Raw genomic sequence first — 18,976 nt, forward strand, 5'->3', positions numbered from 1 at the left:
GCCCCCGCGCCCCCGGGCCGCCCGAGCCCGTCGTACTGCCGTCTGCTCACTGCTCAGCGACGGGCTCCAGGAACTGCATGTCCAGCTGGATCTTCACGACCTCGCCGAGCAGCCCCGGGGCGAAGTCGAGCCCGAAGTCGCTGCGGCGGATCTCGCCCGTCGCCTCGAACCCCGCGTGCCTGCGCTCCTGACCGGGGAAGCCCTCGACGCCCCCGAACTCCACGGCCAGCGTCACCGGCCTGGACACCTCGCCGATGGTCAGCGCGCCCTCCATGACCCACTCCTCGTCCGCGCCCGCGATCCGCGTCGAACGGAACGTCATGGTGGGCCGCTTCTCGACGTCGAGCAGGTCCGAGGCGACCACGTGTGCGTCCCGGTCCTTGTTGCCCGTGTCGATCGAGGCGAGCGCGATGGTGGCCGTCACCGAGGAGTCCTCGGCACGCTCACCCACCACCAGCTCGGCCCGCACATCGGCGAAACGGCCGCGCACCTTGGAGATGCCGAGGTGGCGGATGGAGAAGTTGACGGCGGAGTGGAAGGGCTCGATCTCCCAGACCCCGGCGGTCAGTGGCAGCGCGGGTGCGGAGGAGCGGGACGTGTCGGTCGTTTCGATGGTCATGCGTCCACCTTGCGGCGCGGTCGGGGCGGGAGGGAGGCCGAGCCGAGGCTGGTAGTGACAGGGCCACGATCCGGACCGGGACCGCTGATACGTTCGCAACGTGAGCGAGAACAAGTCGTGAGCGAGAACGAGCTGGGCGCCTTCCTGCGTGCGCGCAGGGAAGCCGTCACACCCACCGAGGTCGGCCTGCCGAGCGGCCCCCGCCGCCGGACACCGGGCCTGCGCCGCTCCGAGGTCGCGACCCTCGCAGGCATCAGCGTCGAGTACCTCACCCGGCTCGAACAGGGCAGGGACCGCCATCCGTCCGCCCAGGTGCTCGGCGCGCTCGCCGACGCGCTGCGCCTGACGGTCGAGGAGCGCATCCACCTGCGCCGCCTGGAGAAGGAGCGGGGCGCCGACCCCTGCTGTCCGGCTGCCGTCGCGCCGACGGAGTCCGTCCGGCCCACCGTGCGGGCCGTCCTGGACAGCCTGGAGCCCACGCCCGCCGTCCTGCTCAACCGCCTCGCGGACGTGCTGGCCTGCACGACGGGCTACCGGCGGATCGCGGAACCCCTCGGCATCCTGGACGGCGAGCGGCCCAACCTCGCCCGGTACGTGTTCACCGACGAACGGGCCCGCGCCGCCTACCCCGAGTGGGACCGCCTCGCCGACGACCTGGTCGGGCACCTCAAGACCGAGTCCATGCTCGACGACTCCCACGTGCGCGGCTTCACCGACGAGCTGACCGTCGACGCGGGCGCGCCGTTCGCCGACCGGATCGCCGCCGCGCCCGTGCTGCCCCGCCGCAGCGGCCTCCAGCGGATCACCCACCCCGGCGCAGGCCCGCTCCGCCTCGAGTACGAGACGTTCGCGCTGCCCGACGCCGACCCGCAGCGCCTGATCGTCTACGTCCCGGCCGACGCAGCCACCTCGGCCGCCCTGGACCGGCTCACCGGCCGCCGACCCGGTGGTCTGCACGTCGTCAACGGCTGACGGCACGCCGACCGTCCGGGCCGACAGCGACAGCGGTCAGGCGAGTTCCGCCGCGTACGGAGGCTCCGCGCCCGCCCGGGAGCAGGTGAGCGCCGCCGCGCGCGCCGCGAACCGCAGTACATCGGTCCAGCCGTCCGCGCCGAGACCGGCCAGGGCAGGGGCCGACAGCGCGTCCCGCCCGCAGAGGCCGTGCAACAGCGCCGCGTTGACGGTGTCGCCCGCGCCGATCGTGTCGACCACGTCGACCTCCGCACCGGGCACGCGCAGCTCCGTGCCGCCGTCCCGCATGTACAGCGACAGACCGTCCCCGCCGCGCGTCACGACCACGGCCGCGGGCCCCGACGCCAGCCACTCCTGCGGGGTGCCGCCGAGCCAGTCGGCGTCCTCCTGCGACAGCTTGAGCAGCGACACCGACGGCAGCCAGCTCTTGAACCGGGCGCGGTAGGCGTCCGCGTCGGGGATCAGACCGGCGCGCACGTTCGGGTCCAGCGCCGTGAAGACGCCGCGCGCCGCCGCCTGCCGCATCAGCTCCTCGTACGCACTCGCGCCCGGCTCCAGGACGAGCGAGCAGGTGCCGAACGACATCGCCCGTACGCCGTCGGGGAGCCGGTCGGGTGCCTCGAAGAGCCGGTCGGCGGTGCCCTCGACGTAGAAGGAGTACCCCGCGGAGCCGTCCGCGCCGATCGACGCGACGGCGAGCGTCGTCGGTTCCGGACCGCGCTGCACGGGCGTCACGTCGACTCCGGCCGCCCGCAGCCCGTCCAGCAGCGCCTCGCCGAACGCGTCCCGGGAGACGCGCGAGCAGAAGGCGACGGGGGAGCCGAGTCGGCCGAGCGCCACGGCGGTGTTGTACGGGCCGCCGCCGAGACGCGGCGCGAGCGCGGGCAGCCCCGCGCCACCGGCCGCGCCCTCGTGCGGCCCGCCGTCCGGCTCCCCGGCCGTCCCCTGCGGCACGAGGTCGATCAGGGCCTCTCCTGCGACGACAATCACGGGTCATTCCTCTCGGGCACCGTCCGGGTGGGCTCGCCGCGCTCAGGCTAGGCCGTGCGCGGCGCCGCGGGCAGGACCGGGCAGGACTCGGGCACGGTCGTGCCCGACACGGTCGCGGCGCGCTGCACCGGTATGGTCTGATCCGTCACCGATGCCCCCCTGACCTGTGGAGACACCATGTCCGGCACGCCCCACGCCCGCCGCACCGTGCTGCGGGCCGCCGCTCTCGCCCCCGCCGTCGGACTCGGGCTCACCGCCTGCTCCTCCGGCGACGGGTCGAACCGGTCGGCGCCGACCGCGCCGGTGGACCTCGGGAAGGCCGACGACGTGAAGGTGGGCGCGTCCAAGCTGTACAAGGACAGCAACGTCGTGGTCAGCCGGATCTCCGACGACGAGTACAAGGCGTACAGCACGATCTGCACGCACGAGCGGTGCCCGATCCAGAACCTGGAGGGGCACAAGCTGACCTGCCAGTGTCACGGCAGCCAGTTCGACGCCACCAACGGCAAGGTGCTGCACGAGCCGGCCGTCGAACCGCTCGCCGCGGTGCCGGTGAAGGTGGCGAACGGCAAGATCATCGCGGGTCCGGCGAAGAAGGCCTGAGCGGGCCGAGGGCCGGGCCGCCCTCCCGGAGCCTCACTCCCAGTCCCACGCGATCCCCAGGATCCCCGCCCGCACCTGCGGCTCGACCACGTGCACCGAGCGGTGGTTGCCGCTCAGCGTCAGCTCCTGCCGACCGCCGCGCGGGGCCGCCGCCGAGTGCTGTGTGAAGCGGTGGCAGCGCACGGGCAGGGCTGCCTCGTCGTAGCGGATCTGCAGCGCGTACTGGCCGCCCGCGTAGGTGAATCCGCGCATGTACTCGGTGGCGGCCCCGGCCGTGCCGTCCTCGAAACCGTAGCCGAACAGATGGGTCTCGCCCGCGCGCAGCCGGGCGTCGAAGAGCAGCTCGGCGACCAGCACCCCCGTCCCCTGGTGCCAGCGCACCCGTCCCGTGCGGCAGTTCTCCAGGGCGAGCACCCGGACGCGGTCGGGGGAGCATCCGGGATCGCCGTGGTGGATGGCCACATAGCGGTCCACACCGTCCCGGTGGGCGCGCACGATGTGCTGCGACTCGCGGCCGAGCAGCTCGCGCTCCGCGCCGATCCGCACCCGCTCGTGGTGGCCGATGGTGTGCAGCCCGCCGTCGACCGGCGAGCCGAGATCGGTCAGGAGGGACCGCAGCACGTCGGAGGCCTCCACCAGGGAGCGGTACGAGCGGGCGGCGGGCCGGGCCCGGTCCGCGCGTTCCGAGGGCTGCACGAGCAGCCGGATCAGTGATTCCTCCGGGAGCTGGAGGATCTCCTCCAAGGCGCGTACGGCGCGCAGGGACTCGGCGCGCTGGGGTCGGCGGGCGCCCTGCTGCCAGTAACTGAGGCTCGTCACCCCGACGTTGACGCCGTGCCGGACCAGATGGTGGCGTATGCGGTGCAGGGGCAGGCGGCGCGCGGCGATGGCGGTGCGCAGCGCGAGGTGGAAAGGGCCGGTGCGCAGGGCGGCCGCCAGGTCCGCGGGCGCCTCGGGGCCGGGTTCCGCCGCGAGTGGGGTGCCGTGCCGCAAAGCGGACTCCTTCTGTGAACGTTCACATCTGCCGTTCCGGCGTTCGCGCCGGTGGGGGCGGGCTGCCAGGTGGACGCGCGGCTCGCGTTCACATCCGTACGCCGCCGTTCACGTCCCAAGTAATCCCGCATTGAAGCGTGTTGACCTGCACCCGACAACACTTGATGCTCAATCGCAGCGTCCGGACGCGCTCCTCCACACCCCACCCCGCACGGGAGGAACGCGATGCGCCCACCACACAGCAGGAGCCGGAGCGCCGGCAGGCAAAGACGCCTCGCCGCGCTCGCCGTCGTCACGGCGGCCCTGTTCGCCGCGCCGGTGGCCACGGCCACGGCAGCCCCGCTCGACCCCGCCCACGCCCCCGCCCCGGCGGCCGCGCCCGAGGCCGCCGGAGCGAGCGGTACCACCACCGCCGAGAACGCCGCCGACCCGTCCGTCCTCGCCGCCAAGCGGCTGAACATCACCATGCAGGCCCAGCAGAAGACCAACTGGTGCTGGGCCGCGGGCGGCAACACCATCGCGACCTTCATGGGCCGCAACTACAGCCAGAACCAGTTCTGCAACGCCGCCTTCGGGCGCAACCAGAACACCGAGTGCCCCAACAACCAGGCCACCCTCGGCAATGTGCAGAACGGTCTGCGCTGGGCGGGCATCAACTCCGGCTCGTACGTCACCGGCTGGCTGCGCTATCCGACCGTGAAGGCCGAGATCGACGCGGGCCGCCCGGTCGAGACCCGCATCCAGTGGTCCAACGGCGGCGGCCACATGCACGTCCTCTACGGCTACGACGACGCGAGCAGCTGGGTCTACTGGGGCGATCCCTGGCCCTCCAACGACCGCTACAACTGGGCCTCGCACGACTGGTACATCGACAACAACACCTTCTCCTGGACCCACTCGCTCTACCGGATCGGGGCGTGAGAGCGATGACCCGTCACCTTCCCCGCCATCTCTCCGGCCACCTGCCCGGCCAGTTGGCCAGGGCCGCGCTCGCGGGCACCGCCGCCACCCTGCTCCTCGGCCTCGCGGCCCCCGCGGCCTCCGCGGACACCCGCCCCGCCGCGCCCTCGGCGGCATCCCGGGACGCCGCGCACCAAGTGGCCGAGGCGCCGAAGACCCTCGACACGCTCTCCCGCTTCTTCGCCAGGGAGGGAGCGGTCAGCAAGGCCGCGGCCGCCCCGCGCGTCGAGGGCAAGGCCGTGCCCGTGTACTACCTCTCCCCGGACTTCGTCGCGGGCAAGAAGGGCGCACCCATCGCCCGCCTGGAGTTCCTCGCCAGCAGGGCGGTCTCCTCCGACGGTCAGGAGGCCTCCCTCTGGACCGTCGAGCGGGGCGGCGCCTGGCAGGTCGTGAACATCGCCACGGGGGACGACGAGAGCCACTACGCGCGCGTGGGTGCGAAGAAGCTCCCCGGCGGCACCGTCTTCCACGAGCCGCAGATCAACGCCTGGTACGTCCAGGACGACGCCCACGCGCGCGTGCTGCCCCTCGACAAGGACGCGATACGTGCCGTGGGCGCGGACGGAACCTCGGTCGCCGCCTACCGCGAGCGCGTACGGAAGGCGTACGCCGACAAGCTGCCCGGCTCCGCGTACGAGAAGTCGGGCAAGGCGGGCGGCTACGCCGAACCCGGCACGGCGTCGACCGCGACCGTGTCCACCGAAGGCCCGGTCACGGTCGCCTCGTCGCTGGCGGGCGCGGGGGCACTGGTCGCCCTCGGCCTCTCCGGGGCCGCGCTCGTCCGGCGCCGCGGCGCCCGGCAGCGGGGCTGACCCGGGGGAGCGGCGGCCGGGACGCCGGCCGCCGCTCCGTGGAGAGCCCGCGGTACCTCCTCGGCGCTCAGTCCAGCGCGCTGCCCGCGCGCCACTGCTTCCAGCCGACGTTCCAGCCGCCGTAGCCGTTGCCCGCCGCCACGGTCTCCTTGGAGCCGACGACCCGCACGATGTCGCCGGGGATGACCTCTTCGTAGAAGCGCCGCGCGGTCCCGTCGGTCGCCAGGCCGATGCAGCCGTGCGTCACGTTGCTCTCGCCCGCGGTGGCGTTCGCGTTCGGGTTCTCGTGCAGGTAGGTGCCCGAAGCCGTCAGGTGCACGGCGTAGTTGTAGTAGTCCTTGTAGGCCTTTCCGTAGCCCACGGTCCGGGAGTCCATGAGCACCCGGGACTGCTTGTCGAGGACGACCATGGTGCCGTTCCAGGTGTCCATGCCCGGGGCGCCCGCGGTGACCTTCACCTCGCGCGCCCTGCCGTCCTTCACCACCCTCATCGTGTGGGTCCGCACGTCGACGGTGGCGACGAGCGAGCGGCCCACCTCGAACGTCCGGGTGGTGCCGGACCCCGCCCGGACGGTGACCTCCGTACCCGGCTTCCACGGCTCGCGCGGCCGGTAGTCGACGCGCTGGCCGTCGAGCAGGTTGCGGTCCTCGACCCAGCTCCACGACCCCGTCACACCGGGGCTCGTCTCCACCTTCAGACGCCGCTCCACCGCGGCCCGCTCCGCCACCGGCACCGGACGGGCGAAGGTGAGCGATATCGGCATGCCGACGCCGACGGTCTGGCCGTCCGAGACGTTGACGCGCACGTTCTTGAGCGCGGCGGGATCCGGAGCGGGCTTCTTCGTGGGCTCCTGCCGCGCGGCCGCGCGGTCCGCCGCGGTCGACGCGGGTTTCGGGTCGGACGCCCGGTCCCCGTCCGCCCCGCCCTGCGCGGAGCACCCCGCGAGCGCGAGCGAACAGAGCGCCGCCGCGCCCCACGCGCGCGTGGCGCGCCGCGTCATCGTCGTTCCTGTGGTCATCGGTCCCCCTGGGCTGTGTTTCGATATACGCGACCTGTACGCACGGGGGAGGCGGCAGGTTGCACCCCAGGTGCGGGAATTCTCAGATCATGTGATCCGGTGGGCCGGACGGGGGTGCGGGGGCATGACGGAGGACGAGTTCGACGCGTTCTACGCCGCCGCCTTCCCGCGGCTGGTCGGCCAGTTGTACGCGCTGACCGGTGACCACGGCGAAGCGCAGGACGTCGTCCAGGAGGCGTTCGTCCGGGCCTGGGACCGCCGCCGGAGCTTCCTCGCCGACGAGGCCCCCGAGGCCTGGATCCGTACCGTCGCCATGCGCCTCGCGGTGAGCCGCTGGCGCCGGGCCAGGCGCTGGCTGGACCTCGTGCGCAGGAACCCGCCCGCCGACCGGGTCCCAGGACCGGGACCCGAACACACCGCCCTGGTGCAGGCGCTGCGCACCCTCCCGGAGGCGCAGCGCACCGCCGTCGTGCTGCACCACCTGTGCGACCTGAGTGTGGAGCAGGTAGCCTCCGAGACCGGCTCGCCCGTCGGAACGGTCAAGGCCCGCCTCTCGCGCGGCCGGGCGGCGCTCGCCGCGCAGTTGTCCGCCGAGCGGGACGGACGGGGCACGGACGGCGGCGCACGCGACGACGACGGCGACGGCGACGGGCAGAGCGCGAAGGAGAGTGGCCGTGTCCGATGACCTGACCTCCGCGCTCCGGGACCTGGCGGCCGACCACCGGACGCCGCCTCCCGTGCCCGGCGCCGAGATCCGCCGTCGTGCCGAGGTGCGCGGACGCCGCCGTCGCGTCGCGGCCGCGGGAGCGACCCTCGTCACGGCGGCCGTGGCCGTCACCGTCGCGGCCGGGCTGACGACCGGCTCCGGCTCCGATGACGAACGCCCGCACCGGAAACCGGCGCCCGTCGCCACGGACAGCGCCCGCACCCCCGCCGCCACGGTCGACCTGTCCCGGCACCGGATGACGCTCGACGGCCGGGAGCTGCCGATCTCCGCGGGCACCGCCGCGCACCCCACCCCGACCGGCGCCATGACGGTCGTCGCCACCCACCGCAAGAAGCGCATGCCCGCGGGGGACTTCGGCCTCGGCGAGTACGACCTGACGCTGCCCTGGGTCGTCGAGCTGCGCACCCCCGACGGCGGCACCAACTACGTCGTCGCCCTGACCTACAACGAGAAGGCGCCGGGGAAGACGGACGTCACCAAGGGCTGGATCGGCCTGCGCCCCGACGACGCCCGCACGCTCCACGACCGTCTCGAACCCGGCGACGTGATCACCGTCCGCGCCGGTGGCCCCGCTCGCTGACCCGTACTGTCAGCGGCCGCCAGTAGGCTGTCCGACATGGCCGACCCTTCCAGCTACCGCCCCAAGCCGGGACAGATCCCCGACGCCCCGGGGGTCTACAAATTCCGCGACGAGCACCGCCGGGTGATCTACGTCGGGAAGGCCAAGAGCCTGCGCCAGCGCCTGGCCAACTACTTCCAGGACCTGGCGAACCTCCACCCCCGCACCCGCTCCATGGTGACGACGGCGGCCTCCGTCGAGTGGACGGTCGTCACCACCGAGGTGGAGGCGCTGCAGCTGGAGTACTCCTGGATCAAGGAGTTCGACCCCCGGTTCAACGTCAAGTACCGCGACGACAAGAGCTATCCGTACCTCGCGGTGACGATGAACGAGGAGTTCCCGCGCGTGCAGGTGATGCGCGGCAGCAAGAAGAAGGGCGTGCGCTACTTCGGTCCGTACGGCCACGCGTGGGCCATCCGCGACACGGTGGACCTGCTCCTGCGCGCCTTCCCCGTCCGGACCTGCTCCGCCGGTGTGTTCAAGAACGCCGCCCGCACCGGCCGCCCCTGCCTGCTCGGGTACATCGGCAAGTGCTCGGCGCCCTGCGTTGAGCGCATCACGCCCGACGACCACCGCCAACTCGCCGAGGACTTCTGCGACTTCATGGCGGGCCGCACGGGCACGTACATCCGCCGCCTGGAGCGACAGATGACGGACGCGGCCGAGGAGATGGAGTACGAGCGGGCGGGCCGCCTGCGCGACGACATCGAAGCCCTCAAGAAGGCCATGGAGAAGAGCGCCGTCGTCCTCGCCGACGCCACGGACGCCGACCTCGTCGCCCTCGCCGAGGACGAGCTGGAGGCCGCCGTGCAGATCTTCCACGTCCGCGGCGGACGCGTGCGCGGACAGCGCGGCTGGGTCACCGACAAGGTCGAGGCGGTCACCAGCGGCGACCTCGTCGAGCACGCCCTCCAGCAGCTGTACGGCGAGGAGCGCGGCGACGCCGTGCCCAAGGAGGTGCTCGTCCCCGCGCTGCCCGACCCCATAGAGCCGGTCCAGGAGTGGCTGACCGAGCGCCGCGGTGCGAACGTCTCGCTGCGCATCCCGCAGCGCGGCGACAAGAAGGCCCTCATGGAGACCGTCGCGCGCAACGCGCAGCAGTCCCTCGTGCTGCACAAGACCAAGCGCGCCTCCGACCTGACCACGCGCTCGCGCGCGCTGGAGGAGATCGCCGCCGCCCTGGAGCTGGACAGCGTCCCGCTGCGCATCGAGTGCTACGACATCTCGCACCTCCAGGGCGACGACGTCGTGGCGTCGATGGTCGTCTTCGAGGACGGCCTCGCCAGGAAGAGCGAGTACCGCCGCTTCCAGATCAAGGGCTTCGAGGGCCAGGACGACGTCCGCTCCATGCACGAGGTGATCACGCGCCGCTTCAAGCGCTACCTCGCGGAGAAGGAGAGGAGCGGGGAGTGGGTCGACGAGGAGACCGGTGAGGTCGCCGACCTCGGGCCCACCGAGGAGGACGGGCGGCCCAAGCGGTTCGCGTATCCGCCGCAGCTCGTCGTGGTGGACGGCGGCCAGCCGCAGGTCGCCGCGGCCAAGAGGGCCCTGGACGAGCTCGGCATCGACGACATCGCGGTGTGCGGCCTGGCCAAGCGCCTGGAGGAGGTCTGGGTCCCCGACGAGGACGATCCGGTCATCCTGCCGCGCACCAGCGAGGGGCTCTACCTCCTCCAACGGGTGCGTGACGAAGCCCACCGCTTCGCCATCACCTACCAGCGGACCAAGCGGGCCAAGCGCTTCAAGGCCGGGCCGCTGGACGAGGTCCGCGGCCTCGGCGATGCCCGGAAACGTACGGTGATCAAGCACTTCGGTTCGGTGAAGCGGCTGCGATCCGCGACAATCGACCAGATCTGCGAGGTTCCGGGAGTGGGCCGCAAGACGGCCGAGGCCATCGCGGTGGCCCTCGCCCAGGCGGCCCCCGCCACCCCCGCGGTCAACGTGACCACCGGAGAGATCCTGGACGACGACGAGCCGTCCGCCGCGGCCGACGACGACCGGGAGCCGCCCGCCGAGGGCGGGCCCGGGGAGAATGAGAGCGGGGAGCCCGTGACCGCGGGCACCCCGGAAGAACGACGGGGGCAGGAGACATGAGCGAGCACGACGAAGGTGGAGAACAAGTGAGTGCGGGCACGCCCAACGAGACGCCGGCCGTCCCGGACGCCGCGATCCCCGAGCTGGTGATCATCTCGGGCATGTCGGGTGCCGGACGCAGCACGGCGGCAAAGTGCCTGGAGGACCTCGGCTGGTTCGTGGTCGACAACCTGCCGCCCGCGCTGATCCCCACCATGGTGGAGCTCGGCGCCCGCTCGCAGGGGAACGTCGCCCGCATCGCGGTCGTCGTCGACGTGCGGGGCAGGCGCTTCTTCGACAACCTCCGCGACTCCCTCGCCGAGCTGGAGTCGAAGAACGTCACGCGGCGCATCGTCTTCCTGGAGTCCTCCGACGAGGCCCTGGTCCGCCGCTTCGAATCGGTCCGCCGCCCGCACCCGCTGCAGGGCGACGGCCGCATCGTCGACGGCATCGCGGCCGAGCGCGACCTGCTGCGCGAGCTGCGCGGCGACGCCGACCTGGTCATCGACACCTCCAGCCTGAACGTGCACGAGCTGCGCGCCAAGATGGACGCCTCGTTCGCGGGCGAGGAGGAGCCCGAGCTGCGGGCCACCGTCATGTCCTTCGGCTTCAAGTACGGCCTGCCGGTCGACGCCGACCTGGTCGTGGACATGCGCTTCCTGCCGAACCCGCACTGGGTCCCCGAGCTGCGCCAGTACACCGGCCTCAACGAGGAGGTGGCGGCGTACGTCTTCAACCAGCCCGGCGCCAAGGAGTTCCTCGACCGGTACGCGGAGATGCTCCAGCTCATCGCCGCGGGCTACCGCCGCGAGGGCAAGCGGTACGTGACGATCGCCGTCGGCTGCACGGGCGGCAAGCACCGCTCCGTCGCCATGTCGGAGAAGCTCGCGGCGCGCCTGGTGTCCGAGGGCGTGGAGACCGTCATCGTCCACCGGGACATGGGGCGCGAATGACACCGAACCGCCGGACCGTCCGCCTGAGCCGACTGGGCCGCAAGCGGGGCACCCAGCCGAAGGTGGTCGCGCTCGGCGGGGGCATGGGCCTGTCCGCCTCGCTCGCCGCGCTGCGCCGCATCACGGGAGCCGGTGACCTCACCGCCGTCGTCACGGTCGCCGACGACGGCGGCTCCAGCGGTCGGCTCCGCGACGAGCTCGGCGTGCTGCCGCCCGGCGACCTGCGCAAGGCCCTCGCCGCGCTCTGCGGCGACGACGACTGGGGCCAGACCTGGTCCCGCGTCATCCAGCACCGCTTCCAGTCCAAGGGCGACCTGCACGAGCACGCGGTCGGCAATCTGCTGATCGTCGCCCTGTGGGAGCAGCTCGGCGACCACGTCCAGGCGCTGGACCTGGTCGGCCGGCTGCTCGGCGCGCAGGGCCGGGTGCTGCCCATGTCGGCCGTGCCGCTGGAGCTCCAGGCCCTGGTCAAGGGCCACGACCCGGAGCGCCCGGACGACGTGGACACCGTGCGCGGGCAGGCCACGGTCGCGCTCACGCCCGGCGAGGTCCAGTCCGTGCACGTCGTCCCGCACGACCCGCCGGCCGTCCCCGAGGCGGTCGCCGCCGTGCTCGACGCGGACTGGGTGGTGCTCGGTCCCGGCTCCTGGTTCTCCTCGGTGATCCCGCACCTGCTGGTCCCCGAACTGCTCGACGCGCTCACCGAGACGAAGGCCCGCAAGGTCCTCTCGCTCAACCTCGCGCCGCAACCGGGAGAAACCGAAGGGTTCTCTCCGCAGCGTCATTTGGAGGTTTTGGCCCGACACGCCCCTAAACTCGCCCTGGACGTGGTGCTGGCCGACGAGGCCGCCGTGCCCGACCGTGAGTCACTGACCGATGCCGCCAAGCGGCTCGGTGCCACGGTCGAGCTGGCGCCGGTGGCCCGGCCCGACGGGACTCCGAGGCACGACCCGGAGCTCCTGGCAGCCGCGTACGACCGTATTTTTCGGATGCATGGAAGGATCGGCCCATGGCGATGACGGCAGCGGTGAAGGACGAGATCTCCCGGCTCCCCGTCACCCGGACCTGCTGCAGAAAAGCAGAGGTCTCGGCGATCCTGCGGTTCGCGGGCGGCCTTCACCTGGTGAGCGGCCGCATCGTGATCGAGGCGGAGCTGGACACCGCGATGGCCGCCCGGCGGCTCAAGCGGGACATCCTGGAGATCTTCGGGCACAGCTCGGAGCTGATCGTGATGGCCCCCGGCGGCCTGCGGCGCGGCTCGCGCTACGTGGTCCGTGTCGTGGCGGGCGGCGACCAGCTGGCCCGCCAGACGGGCCTCGTCGACGGCCGCGGCCGTCCCATCCGGGGCCTGCCGCCGCAGGTGGTCTCGGGGGCCACCTGCGACGCCGAGGCGGCCTGGCGCGGGGCGTTCCTCGCGCACGGCTCGCTCACCGAGCCCGGCCGCTCCTCCTCCCTGGAGGTGACCTGCCCGGGCCCGGAGGCCGCGCTCGCGCTGGTCGGCGCCGCGCGCCGGCTGCAGATCGCGAGCAAGGCCCGCGAGGTGCGGGGCGTGGACCGCGTCGTCGTGCGCGACGGTGACGCGATCGGCGCGCTCCTCACCCGCCTCGGTGCGCACGAGTCGGTGCTCGCCTGGGAGGAGCGGCGGATGCGCCGCGAGGTGCGCGCCACCGCCAACCGCCTGGCCAACTTCGACGACGCCAACCTGCGCCGCTCGGCCCGTGCGGCCGTCGCCGCGGGGGCCCGTGTGCAGCGCGCCCTGGAGATCCTCGGCGACGAGGTGCCGGAGCACCTGGCGGCCGCCGGGCGGCTGCGCATGGAGCACAAGCAGGCTTCCCTGGAGGAGCTGGGCGCGCTCGCCGACCCGGTGCTGACGAAGGACGCCGTCGCGGGCCGCATCCGCCGCCTGCTCGCCATGGCCGACAAGCGGGCCCAGGACCTGGGCATCGCGGGCACGGAGTCCAACCTGTCCGAGGAGCTCGCGGACAACATGGCGGTCTGACGCCGGTCCCGTATGCCTCGTGAGCCGCTGGTGCCCCACCGGGCACCGGCGGCTTTCGTATGCCCGCCCCGCACGCCTTCACGCGCTGTATTGACATGATCATGCACTGTCACGAGCCTGGCATCCGGCACATCTGTGCCGGACAACCGCAAGGGGGGCTCATGAGACGAAGAGCGAGTGCGAGATCCGTTCTCGCCACCGGAGCACTGCTCATCGGCGGCCTCGCAGCCGCACCGAACGCCCAGGCCAGCGGCCCGGGCAAGGCTCCGGCCGCCGACGATCCGGCGTCCGTGCAGGTCTATCAGGCAGAAGTCACCAAGAAGCAGATCCCGATCCTCGTCGAGGCCGGGCAGGACGCCCATGAGCTCGCGGGACAGACGCCCGAGAGCGGCACCGGCCGCGTCGAGCTGTATCTCACCGAGGGCCAGGCCAAGGCCATCGAGCGCAAGGGCATCGAGCTCAGCGAGCACAAGGTGTCGGCGGCGACGCAGAAGCGGCTCAAGGCCGCGGGGGACGGCGTCTACCGGCCGTACAGCGGAAAGGGCGGCCTCCAGGAGGAGATCGTCAGGACCGGGCAGGCGAACCCCGGCATCACCAAGGTCGTCTCCATCGGCAAGACCCTCCAGGGCAAGGACATCCTCGCCCTGAAGCTCTCCAAGGACGCCAAGAAGTCCAAGGACGGCTCCAAGCCCTCCACGCTGTACATGTCCAACCAGCACGCGCGCGAGTGGATCACCCCCGAGATGACCCGCCGCCTGATGCACCACTACCTGGACAACTACGGCAAGGACAAGCGCATCACCAAGCTCGTGAACTCCACCGAGCTGTGGTTCGTGCTCTCCGCCAACCCCGACGGCTACGACTTCACGCACGCCGCCGAGGGCAACCGCCAGTGGCGCAAGAACCTGCGCGACGTCGACGGCGACGGCAGGATAGCGCCGGGCGACGGCGTCGACCTCAACCGCAACTTCGCCTACAAGTGGGGCTACGACAACGAGGGCTCGTCCCCGGACGCCTCCTCCGAGACCTACCGCGGCACCGGAGCGATGTCCGAGCCGGAGACCAAGGCGCTCGACCGCTTCCAGAAGCGCATCGGCTTCACGTACGGGATCAACTACCACTCCGCGGCCGAACTGCTCCTCTACGGAGTGGGCTGGCAGGTCGCCACGCCGACCCCGGACGACGTGCTCTACAGGGCGCTGAACGGCACCCCGGAGAAGCCCGCCGTTCCCGGCTACCATCCGCAGGTCTCCTCCGAGCTCTACACCACCAATGGTGAGGCCGACGGCCACGCGGGCAACGTCAACGGCATCTCGATGTTCACCCCGGAGATGTCCACCTGCCAGACCGCGTCGAACATCGACCCGAACGACGCCTGGAAGCCCGAGGACTGCGCGTCCATCTTCACCTTCCCCGACGACGAGAAGCTGATCCAGCAGGAGTTCGCCAAGAACGTCCCCTTCGCGCTCGCCGTCGCCGAGACCGCACTCCACCCCGACCAGCCGGTCTCCGTCACCGGCATCGAGGCCCCGGACTTCACCCCTGACACGTTCGCCACCTCGTACGCCCGCGGAGGCGACCAGGAGGTCGCCGTCACCGCCCGCAAGTCGGTGCGCGACAAGAAGCTCAACTACCGCGTCAACGGCGGCCGCACGCACCACGAGGGCCTCAAGGCCTGGAAGGGCGGCGAGACCTACGGCGGCGACGACAACCTCTACTTCGACGAGTACCGCGCCGAGGTCGAGGGCGCACGCGTCGGCGACAAGGTGGAGGTGTGGTTCACCGGCCGCACGAAGAACGGCGGCAGCCAGAGCGAGCACTTCACCTACACCGTCGCCGAACGCCCGAAGGCGAACACGCTCGTCGTCGCCGAGGAGGGCGCGACGGCCACCCAGACGCAGAAGTACGTCGACGCCATCGAGGCCAACGGACGCACCGCCGCCGTCTGGGACGTCGCCAAGCAGGGCGTCCCGCACCCGCTCGGCGTCCTGTCGCACTTCTCCGCGGTCGTCCACTACACCGGCGACCCGGTCCCCGGTGCCCCCACCCAACTCGCCCTGCGCGACTACCTCAACGAGGGCGGCAAGCTCATCGAGTCCGGCGAGCGCACCGGCACCAACGTCGACCTCGGCGAGGCCCTCACCGACGACTTCGCGCAGTACTACCTCGGCGCGTACGAACGGCTCTCCGCGCCCGGCGCGAAGAGCTTCCAGGGCAGCGGCGCGCTCGACGGCGTCAGCGCCCCGCTCGCCGCCGCAGACGCCAACCCGCTCGACAAGGCCGGCCGGTTCACCGTCACCTCCGACAGCCTGCCGCCCGAGCGGTTCCCGCAGTTCAAGAGCGCGGCCGCGGGCTCCTACCCCGGCCTCACCAACCCGTACGCGCCCTTCGAGGGGCAGGGCATGGCCTCGGCCACCCACGCCGACCAGGACTGGAAGCGGCTCACCCGCACCATCGACCTGACCGGCGTCACGGCCGCCGACCAGCCGGAGCTGCGGTTCGCGCTCAACTGGAACCTGGAGACCGGCTACGACCACGGCCTCCTGGAGGCGCACACCACCGGCGCCGACGACTGGACCACGCTGCCCGACAAGAACGGCAACTCGTCCAGCGCCGTCCCCGCCGAGTGCGCGGCCGGGTTCTTCGTCAACGGCCACCCGTTCCTGCGCCACTACCTGACGGTCGGGGCCAACGGCTGCACGGCGTCCGGCACCACCGGCGCCTGGAACAGCTTCACCGGCTCCTCCGCCGGCTGGAAGCCCGTCGCCTTCGACCTCAGCCCCTACGCGGGCAAGAAGATCGAGGTGGCCCTCAGCTCCGTCACCGACCCCTCCACCGGCGGCCGCGGCCTCTTCGCCGACAACGCGCAGCTGGTCGTCAACGGCAACGTCACGGAGACCGAGGGATTCGAGTCGTCGCTCGGCTCCTGGAGCGTCGCGCCGCCCCCGGCCGGGAGCCCCAATATCACAGGCGACTGGGCCCGGACCGGCGAGCTCTACCGCTCCTTCGCGGCGGTCACAGCGCGTGACAGCGTGCTCCTCGGCTTCGGCTTCGAGCACGTGCCCGGAAACGCCGAGAGGGCCGCTCTTATGGGCGCCTCCCTGGCACATCTGCGCACCTGACGCTCCGTAATCGGGACGAAGGTCCCGGCGGCCCGTACCCCTACTCCGGGGTACGGGCCTTTGTGCCGCTTACGGCCCCTCTCGATGTCACCTCAGGGGCTTCAGAGAGGTAGGGTCGGAGGCGGTCGGGGACATCCCATACAACTCGCCGGCGTCTAAAACCGGCGTACCAACGAGGAGATCGGTTTCGTGACGATCCGCGTAGGCATCAACGGCTTTGGCCGCATCGGTCGCAACTACTTCCGCGCGCTGCTGGAGCAGGGTGCGGACATCGAGATCGTGGCTGTCAACGACCTGGGCGACACCGCCACCACGGCGCACCTGCTGAAGTACGACACCATCCTGGGCCGCCTCAAGGCCGAGGTGTCGCACACCGAGGACACCATCACGGTCGACGGCCACACCATCAAGGTGCTGTCCGAGCGCAACCCCGCCGACATCCCGTGGGGCCAGCTGGGCGTCGACGTCGTCGTCGAGTCCACCGGCATCTTCACCAAGAAGGCCGACGCCGAGAAGCACATCGCGGGCGGCGCCAAGAAGGTCCTCATCTCGGCTCCGGCCAAGGACGAGGACATCACCATCGTGATGGGCGTCAACCAGGACAAGTACGACGCGGCCAACCACCACGTCATCTCCAACGCCTCCTGCACCACCAACTGCGTGGCGCCGATGGCGAAGGTTCTCGACGAGAACTTCGGCATCGTCAAGGGCCTGATGACCACGGTCCACGCGTACACCAACGACCAGCGCATCCTGGACTTCCCGCACTCGGACCTGCGCCGCGCCCGCGCCGCCGCCGAGAACATCATTCCGACCACGACCGGTGCCGCGAAGGCCACCGCTCTGGTCCTGCCCCAGCTCAAGGGCAAGCTCGACGGCATCGCGATGCGCGTCCCGGTCCCGACCGGTTCCGCCACCGACCTGGTCGTGGAGCTGCAGCGCGAGGTCACCAAGGACGAGGTCAACGCCGCGTTCAAGAAGGCCGCCGACGACGGCGACCTGAAGGGCATCCTCTACTACACCGAGGACCCGATCGTGTCGTCCGACATCGTCAGCGACCCGGCGTCCTGCACCTTCGACTCCTCCCTGACCATGGTCCAGGAAGGCAAGACGGTGAAGATCCTCGGCTGGTACGACAACGAGTGGGGCTACTCCAACCGTCTCGTCGACCTCACTGTCTTCGTCGGCGGTCAGCTCTAGCCATCAGAGCAGGCACGTAGATGTGAGCACAGGGTCCGGACCGCGCAACGTCGCGCGCTCCGGGCCCTGTTGCGCGTCAGCCCATCCAAGGAGTCCAGTTCATGAAGACGATCGACGAACTTCTCGCCGAAGGAGTCGACGGCAAGCGGGTCTTCGTCCGCGCCGACCTCAACGTGCCGCTCGACGGCGCCACCATCACCGACGACGGCCGCATCCGCGCCGTCCTGCCGACCGTCAAGGCGCTCGCCGGTGCGGGCGCCAAGGTGGTCGTGGCCTCGCACCTGGGCCGCCCCAAGGGCGCCCCGGACCCGGCCTTCTCGCTGCTGCCCGCCGCCGAGCGGCTCGGTGAACTCCTCGGCGCGCCCGTCGCGTTCGCGCAGGACACGGTCGGCCCCGCCGCGCACGACGCGGTGGACGGCCTGCAGCCCGGTCAGGTCGCCGTCATCGAGAACCTCCGCTTCAACGCCGGCGAGACCTCCAAGGACGACGCCGAGCGCGGCGAGTTCGCCGATCGGCTGGCCGCCCTCGCGGACGTCTACGTGGGCGACGGCTTCGGCGCCGTGCACCGCAAGCACGCGTCCGTGTACGACCTCCCGGCCAAGCTCCCGCACTACGCGGGCTACCTGATCGCCACCGAGGTCGGCGTCCTCAAGAAGCTCACCGAGGACGTCAAGCGCCCGTACACCGTCATCCTCGGCGGCGCCAAGGTCTCCGACAAGCTCGCCGTCATCGACGAGCTGCTCGGCAAGGCCGACCGGCTGCTGATCGGCGGCGGCATGGCCTACACCTTCCTCAAGGCCAAGGGGCACGAGGTCGGCATCTCCCTCCTCCAGGAGGACCAGATCCCGGTCGTCACGGAGTACATGGAGCGCGCCGAGAAGAACGGCGTCGAGCTCGTACTGCCCGTCGACGTCCTGGTCTCCACGGACTTCCCCGACCTGAAGACGAAGGCTCCCGCCGACTTCAAGACCGTCGACGCGGACCAGATCCCCTCGGACATGGAGGGCCTGGACATCGGCCCCAAGAGCCGTGAGCTCTTCGCCGAGAAGATCGCCGACGCCGAGACCGTCTTCTGGAACGGCCCGGTCGGCGTCGCCGAGCACCCCGACTACGCCGGGGGCACGGCCGCCGTCGCGCGCGCCCTGCTCAACTGCGACGGCTTCACCGTGGTCGGGGGCGGCGACTCCGCCGCGGCCGTCCGCAACCTAGGCTTCGACGAGAACGCATTCGGCCACATCTCGACCGGCGGCGGCGCCTCCCTCGAATACCTCGAGGGCAAGACGCTCCCCGGCCTCGCCGCACTGGAGAACTGACAC

The 18,976-nt window shown here is 71.7% G+C and carries 17 protein-coding genes; 13 read left to right on the forward strand and 4 right to left on the reverse strand.

Annotated features, from left to right (window positions below; translation table 11 throughout):
• Window positions 1-46: 46 nt before the first annotated feature.
• Window positions 47-619: a YceI family protein gene (locus AOK03_RS20500; protein WP_055566767.1), complete on the reverse strand. Its 573-nt coding sequence runs from the start codon at window positions 617-619 to the stop codon at window positions 47-49.
• Window positions 620-736: 117 nt separating this feature from the next.
• Here AOK03_RS20500 and AOK03_RS20505 point away from each other — a divergent pair, with 117 nt between their 5' ends.
• Complete coding sequence (locus AOK03_RS20505; protein WP_055566768.1) at window positions 737-1,591, forward strand: helix-turn-helix domain-containing protein; 855 nt, start codon at window positions 737-739, stop codon at window positions 1,589-1,591.
• A 36-nt stretch (window positions 1,592-1,627) separates the two neighbouring features.
• On the opposite strand, the gene AOK03_RS20510 is transcribed toward AOK03_RS20505, so the two are convergent.
• Window positions 1,628-2,581: a carbohydrate kinase family protein gene (locus tag AOK03_RS20510; RefSeq protein WP_055566769.1), complete on the reverse strand. Its 954-nt coding sequence runs from the start codon at window positions 2,579-2,581 to the stop codon at window positions 1,628-1,630.
• 177 nt (window positions 2,582-2,758) lie between these two features.
• Between AOK03_RS20510 and AOK03_RS20515 the strand changes: the two genes are divergently transcribed.
• Window positions 2,759-3,184 carry a Rieske (2Fe-2S) protein gene (locus AOK03_RS20515; RefSeq protein WP_055566770.1) on the forward strand — a complete coding sequence of 142 codons (426 nt, stop codon included), beginning with the start codon at window positions 2,759-2,761 and terminating at the stop codon, window positions 3,182-3,184.
• A gap of 33 nt (window positions 3,185-3,217) precedes the next feature.
• On the opposite strand, the gene AOK03_RS20520 is transcribed toward AOK03_RS20515, so the two are convergent.
• Window positions 3,218-4,177, reverse strand: coding sequence for a hypothetical protein (locus tag AOK03_RS20520; RefSeq protein ID WP_055566771.1), 960 nt, complete (start codon window positions 4,175-4,177; stop codon window positions 3,218-3,220).
• A gap of 225 nt (window positions 4,178-4,402) precedes the next feature.
• On the opposite strand from AOK03_RS20520, the gene AOK03_RS20525 reads away from it, so the two are divergent.
• The gene (locus AOK03_RS20525) at window positions 4,403-5,098 is read left to right on the forward strand and encodes a papain-like cysteine protease family protein (protein WP_055566772.1); all 696 of its coding nucleotides are present in this window, start codon (window positions 4,403-4,405) and stop codon (window positions 5,096-5,098) included.
• Window positions 5,099-5,103: 5 nt separating this feature from the next.
• On the forward strand, window positions 5,104-5,949 hold the full coding sequence (locus tag AOK03_RS20530) for a hypothetical protein (protein ID WP_244177677.1): 846 nt from the start codon (window positions 5,104-5,106) through the stop codon (window positions 5,947-5,949).
• Between the two features lie 67 nt (window positions 5,950-6,016).
• On the opposite strand, the gene AOK03_RS20535 is transcribed toward AOK03_RS20530, so the two are convergent.
• Entirely contained in the window at window positions 6,017-6,967 is a 951-nt protein-coding gene (locus AOK03_RS20535; protein ID WP_055566773.1) for a L,D-transpeptidase, read from the reverse strand.
• Window positions 6,968-7,091: 124 nt separating this feature from the next.
• Between AOK03_RS20535 and AOK03_RS20540 the strand changes: the two genes are divergently transcribed.
• The 9 genes from AOK03_RS20540 (at window position 7,092) to AOK03_RS20580 (ending at window position 18,973) form a co-directional block, all read left to right on the forward strand.
• Window positions 7,092-7,652: a SigE family RNA polymerase sigma factor gene (locus AOK03_RS20540; RefSeq protein ID WP_055566774.1), complete on the forward strand. Its 561-nt coding sequence runs from the start codon at window positions 7,092-7,094 to the stop codon at window positions 7,650-7,652.
• Complete coding sequence (locus tag AOK03_RS20545) at window positions 7,642-8,274, forward strand: L,D-transpeptidase (protein ID WP_157869018.1); 633 nt, start codon at window positions 7,642-7,644, stop codon at window positions 8,272-8,274. The genes AOK03_RS20540 and AOK03_RS20545 overlap by 11 nt, the downstream gene beginning before the upstream one ends.
• Window positions 8,275-8,310: 36 nt before the next feature.
• Window positions 8,311-10,407: an excinuclease ABC subunit UvrC gene (gene uvrC, locus AOK03_RS20550; protein ID WP_055566776.1), complete on the forward strand. Its 2,097-nt coding sequence runs from the start codon at window positions 8,311-8,313 to the stop codon at window positions 10,405-10,407.
• Window positions 10,404-11,339, forward strand: a complete 936-nt coding sequence (rapZ, locus tag AOK03_RS20555; RefSeq protein WP_055566777.1) for an RNase adapter RapZ — start codon at window positions 10,404-10,406, stop codon at window positions 11,337-11,339. Before uvrC ends, rapZ begins: the two co-directional genes overlap by 4 nt.
• On the forward strand, window positions 11,336-12,358 hold the full coding sequence (locus AOK03_RS20560) for a gluconeogenesis factor YvcK family protein (protein WP_055566778.1): 1,023 nt from the start codon (window positions 11,336-11,338) through the stop codon (window positions 12,356-12,358). The genes rapZ and AOK03_RS20560 overlap by 4 nt, the downstream gene beginning before the upstream one ends.
• A complete protein-coding gene (gene whiA, locus AOK03_RS20565) occupies window positions 12,349-13,338 on the forward strand; it encodes a DNA-binding protein WhiA (protein WP_055566779.1) in 990 nt (329 codons plus the stop codon). Before AOK03_RS20560 ends, whiA begins: the two co-directional genes overlap by 10 nt.
• A gap of 161 nt (window positions 13,339-13,499) precedes the next feature.
• Window positions 13,500-16,460 carry a M14 family metallopeptidase gene (locus tag AOK03_RS20570; RefSeq protein ID WP_055566780.1) on the forward strand — a complete coding sequence of 987 codons (2,961 nt, stop codon included), beginning with the start codon at window positions 13,500-13,502 and terminating at the stop codon, window positions 16,458-16,460.
• 189 nt (window positions 16,461-16,649) lie between these two features.
• Window positions 16,650-17,660, forward strand: coding sequence for a type I glyceraldehyde-3-phosphate dehydrogenase (gene gap / locus AOK03_RS20575; protein WP_055566781.1), 1,011 nt, complete (start codon window positions 16,650-16,652; stop codon window positions 17,658-17,660).
• Between the two features lie 101 nt (window positions 17,661-17,761).
• Window positions 17,762-18,973 carry a phosphoglycerate kinase gene (locus AOK03_RS20580; RefSeq protein WP_055566782.1) on the forward strand — a complete coding sequence of 404 codons (1,212 nt, stop codon included), beginning with the start codon at window positions 17,762-17,764 and terminating at the stop codon, window positions 18,971-18,973.
• The last annotated feature ends 3 nt before the right edge of the window (window positions 18,974-18,976 follow it).

The organism is Streptomyces atriruber (assembly GCF_001418325.1).
GTDB lineage: Bacteria > Actinomycetota > Actinomycetes > Streptomycetales > Streptomycetaceae > Streptomyces > Streptomyces atriruber.

Coding starts and splice junctions, on each gene's coding strand:
- AOK03_RS20580 (WP_055566782.1), top strand. CDS start 17,762: ATGAAGACGATCGACGAACTTCTCGCCGAAGGAGTCGACGGCAAGCGG.
- AOK03_RS20530 (WP_244177677.1), top strand. CDS start 5,104: ATGACCCGTCACCTTCCCCGCCATCTCTCCGGCCACCTGCCCGGCCAG.
- whiA (WP_055566779.1), top strand. CDS start 12,349: ATGGCGATGACGGCAGCGGTGAAGGACGAGATCTCCCGGCTCCCCGTC.
- AOK03_RS20535 (WP_055566773.1), bottom strand. CDS start 6,967: ATGACCACAGGAACGACGATGACGCGGCGCGCCACGCGCGCGTGGGGC.
- AOK03_RS20560 (WP_055566778.1), top strand. CDS start 11,336: ATGACACCGAACCGCCGGACCGTCCGCCTGAGCCGACTGGGCCGCAAG.
- uvrC (WP_055566776.1), top strand. CDS start 8,311: ATGGCCGACCCTTCCAGCTACCGCCCCAAGCCGGGACAGATCCCCGAC.
- AOK03_RS20500 (WP_055566767.1), bottom strand. CDS start 619: ATGACCATCGAAACGACCGACACGTCCCGCTCCTCCGCACCCGCGCTG.
- AOK03_RS20515 (WP_055566770.1), top strand. CDS start 2,759: ATGTCCGGCACGCCCCACGCCCGCCGCACCGTGCTGCGGGCCGCCGCT.
- AOK03_RS20570 (WP_055566780.1), top strand. CDS start 13,500: ATGAGACGAAGAGCGAGTGCGAGATCCGTTCTCGCCACCGGAGCACTG.
- AOK03_RS20525 (WP_055566772.1), top strand. CDS start 4,403: ATGCGCCCACCACACAGCAGGAGCCGGAGCGCCGGCAGGCAAAGACGC.
- rapZ (WP_055566777.1), top strand. CDS start 10,404: ATGAGCGAGCACGACGAAGGTGGAGAACAAGTGAGTGCGGGCACGCCC.
- AOK03_RS20540 (WP_055566774.1), top strand. CDS start 7,092: ATGACGGAGGACGAGTTCGACGCGTTCTACGCCGCCGCCTTCCCGCGG.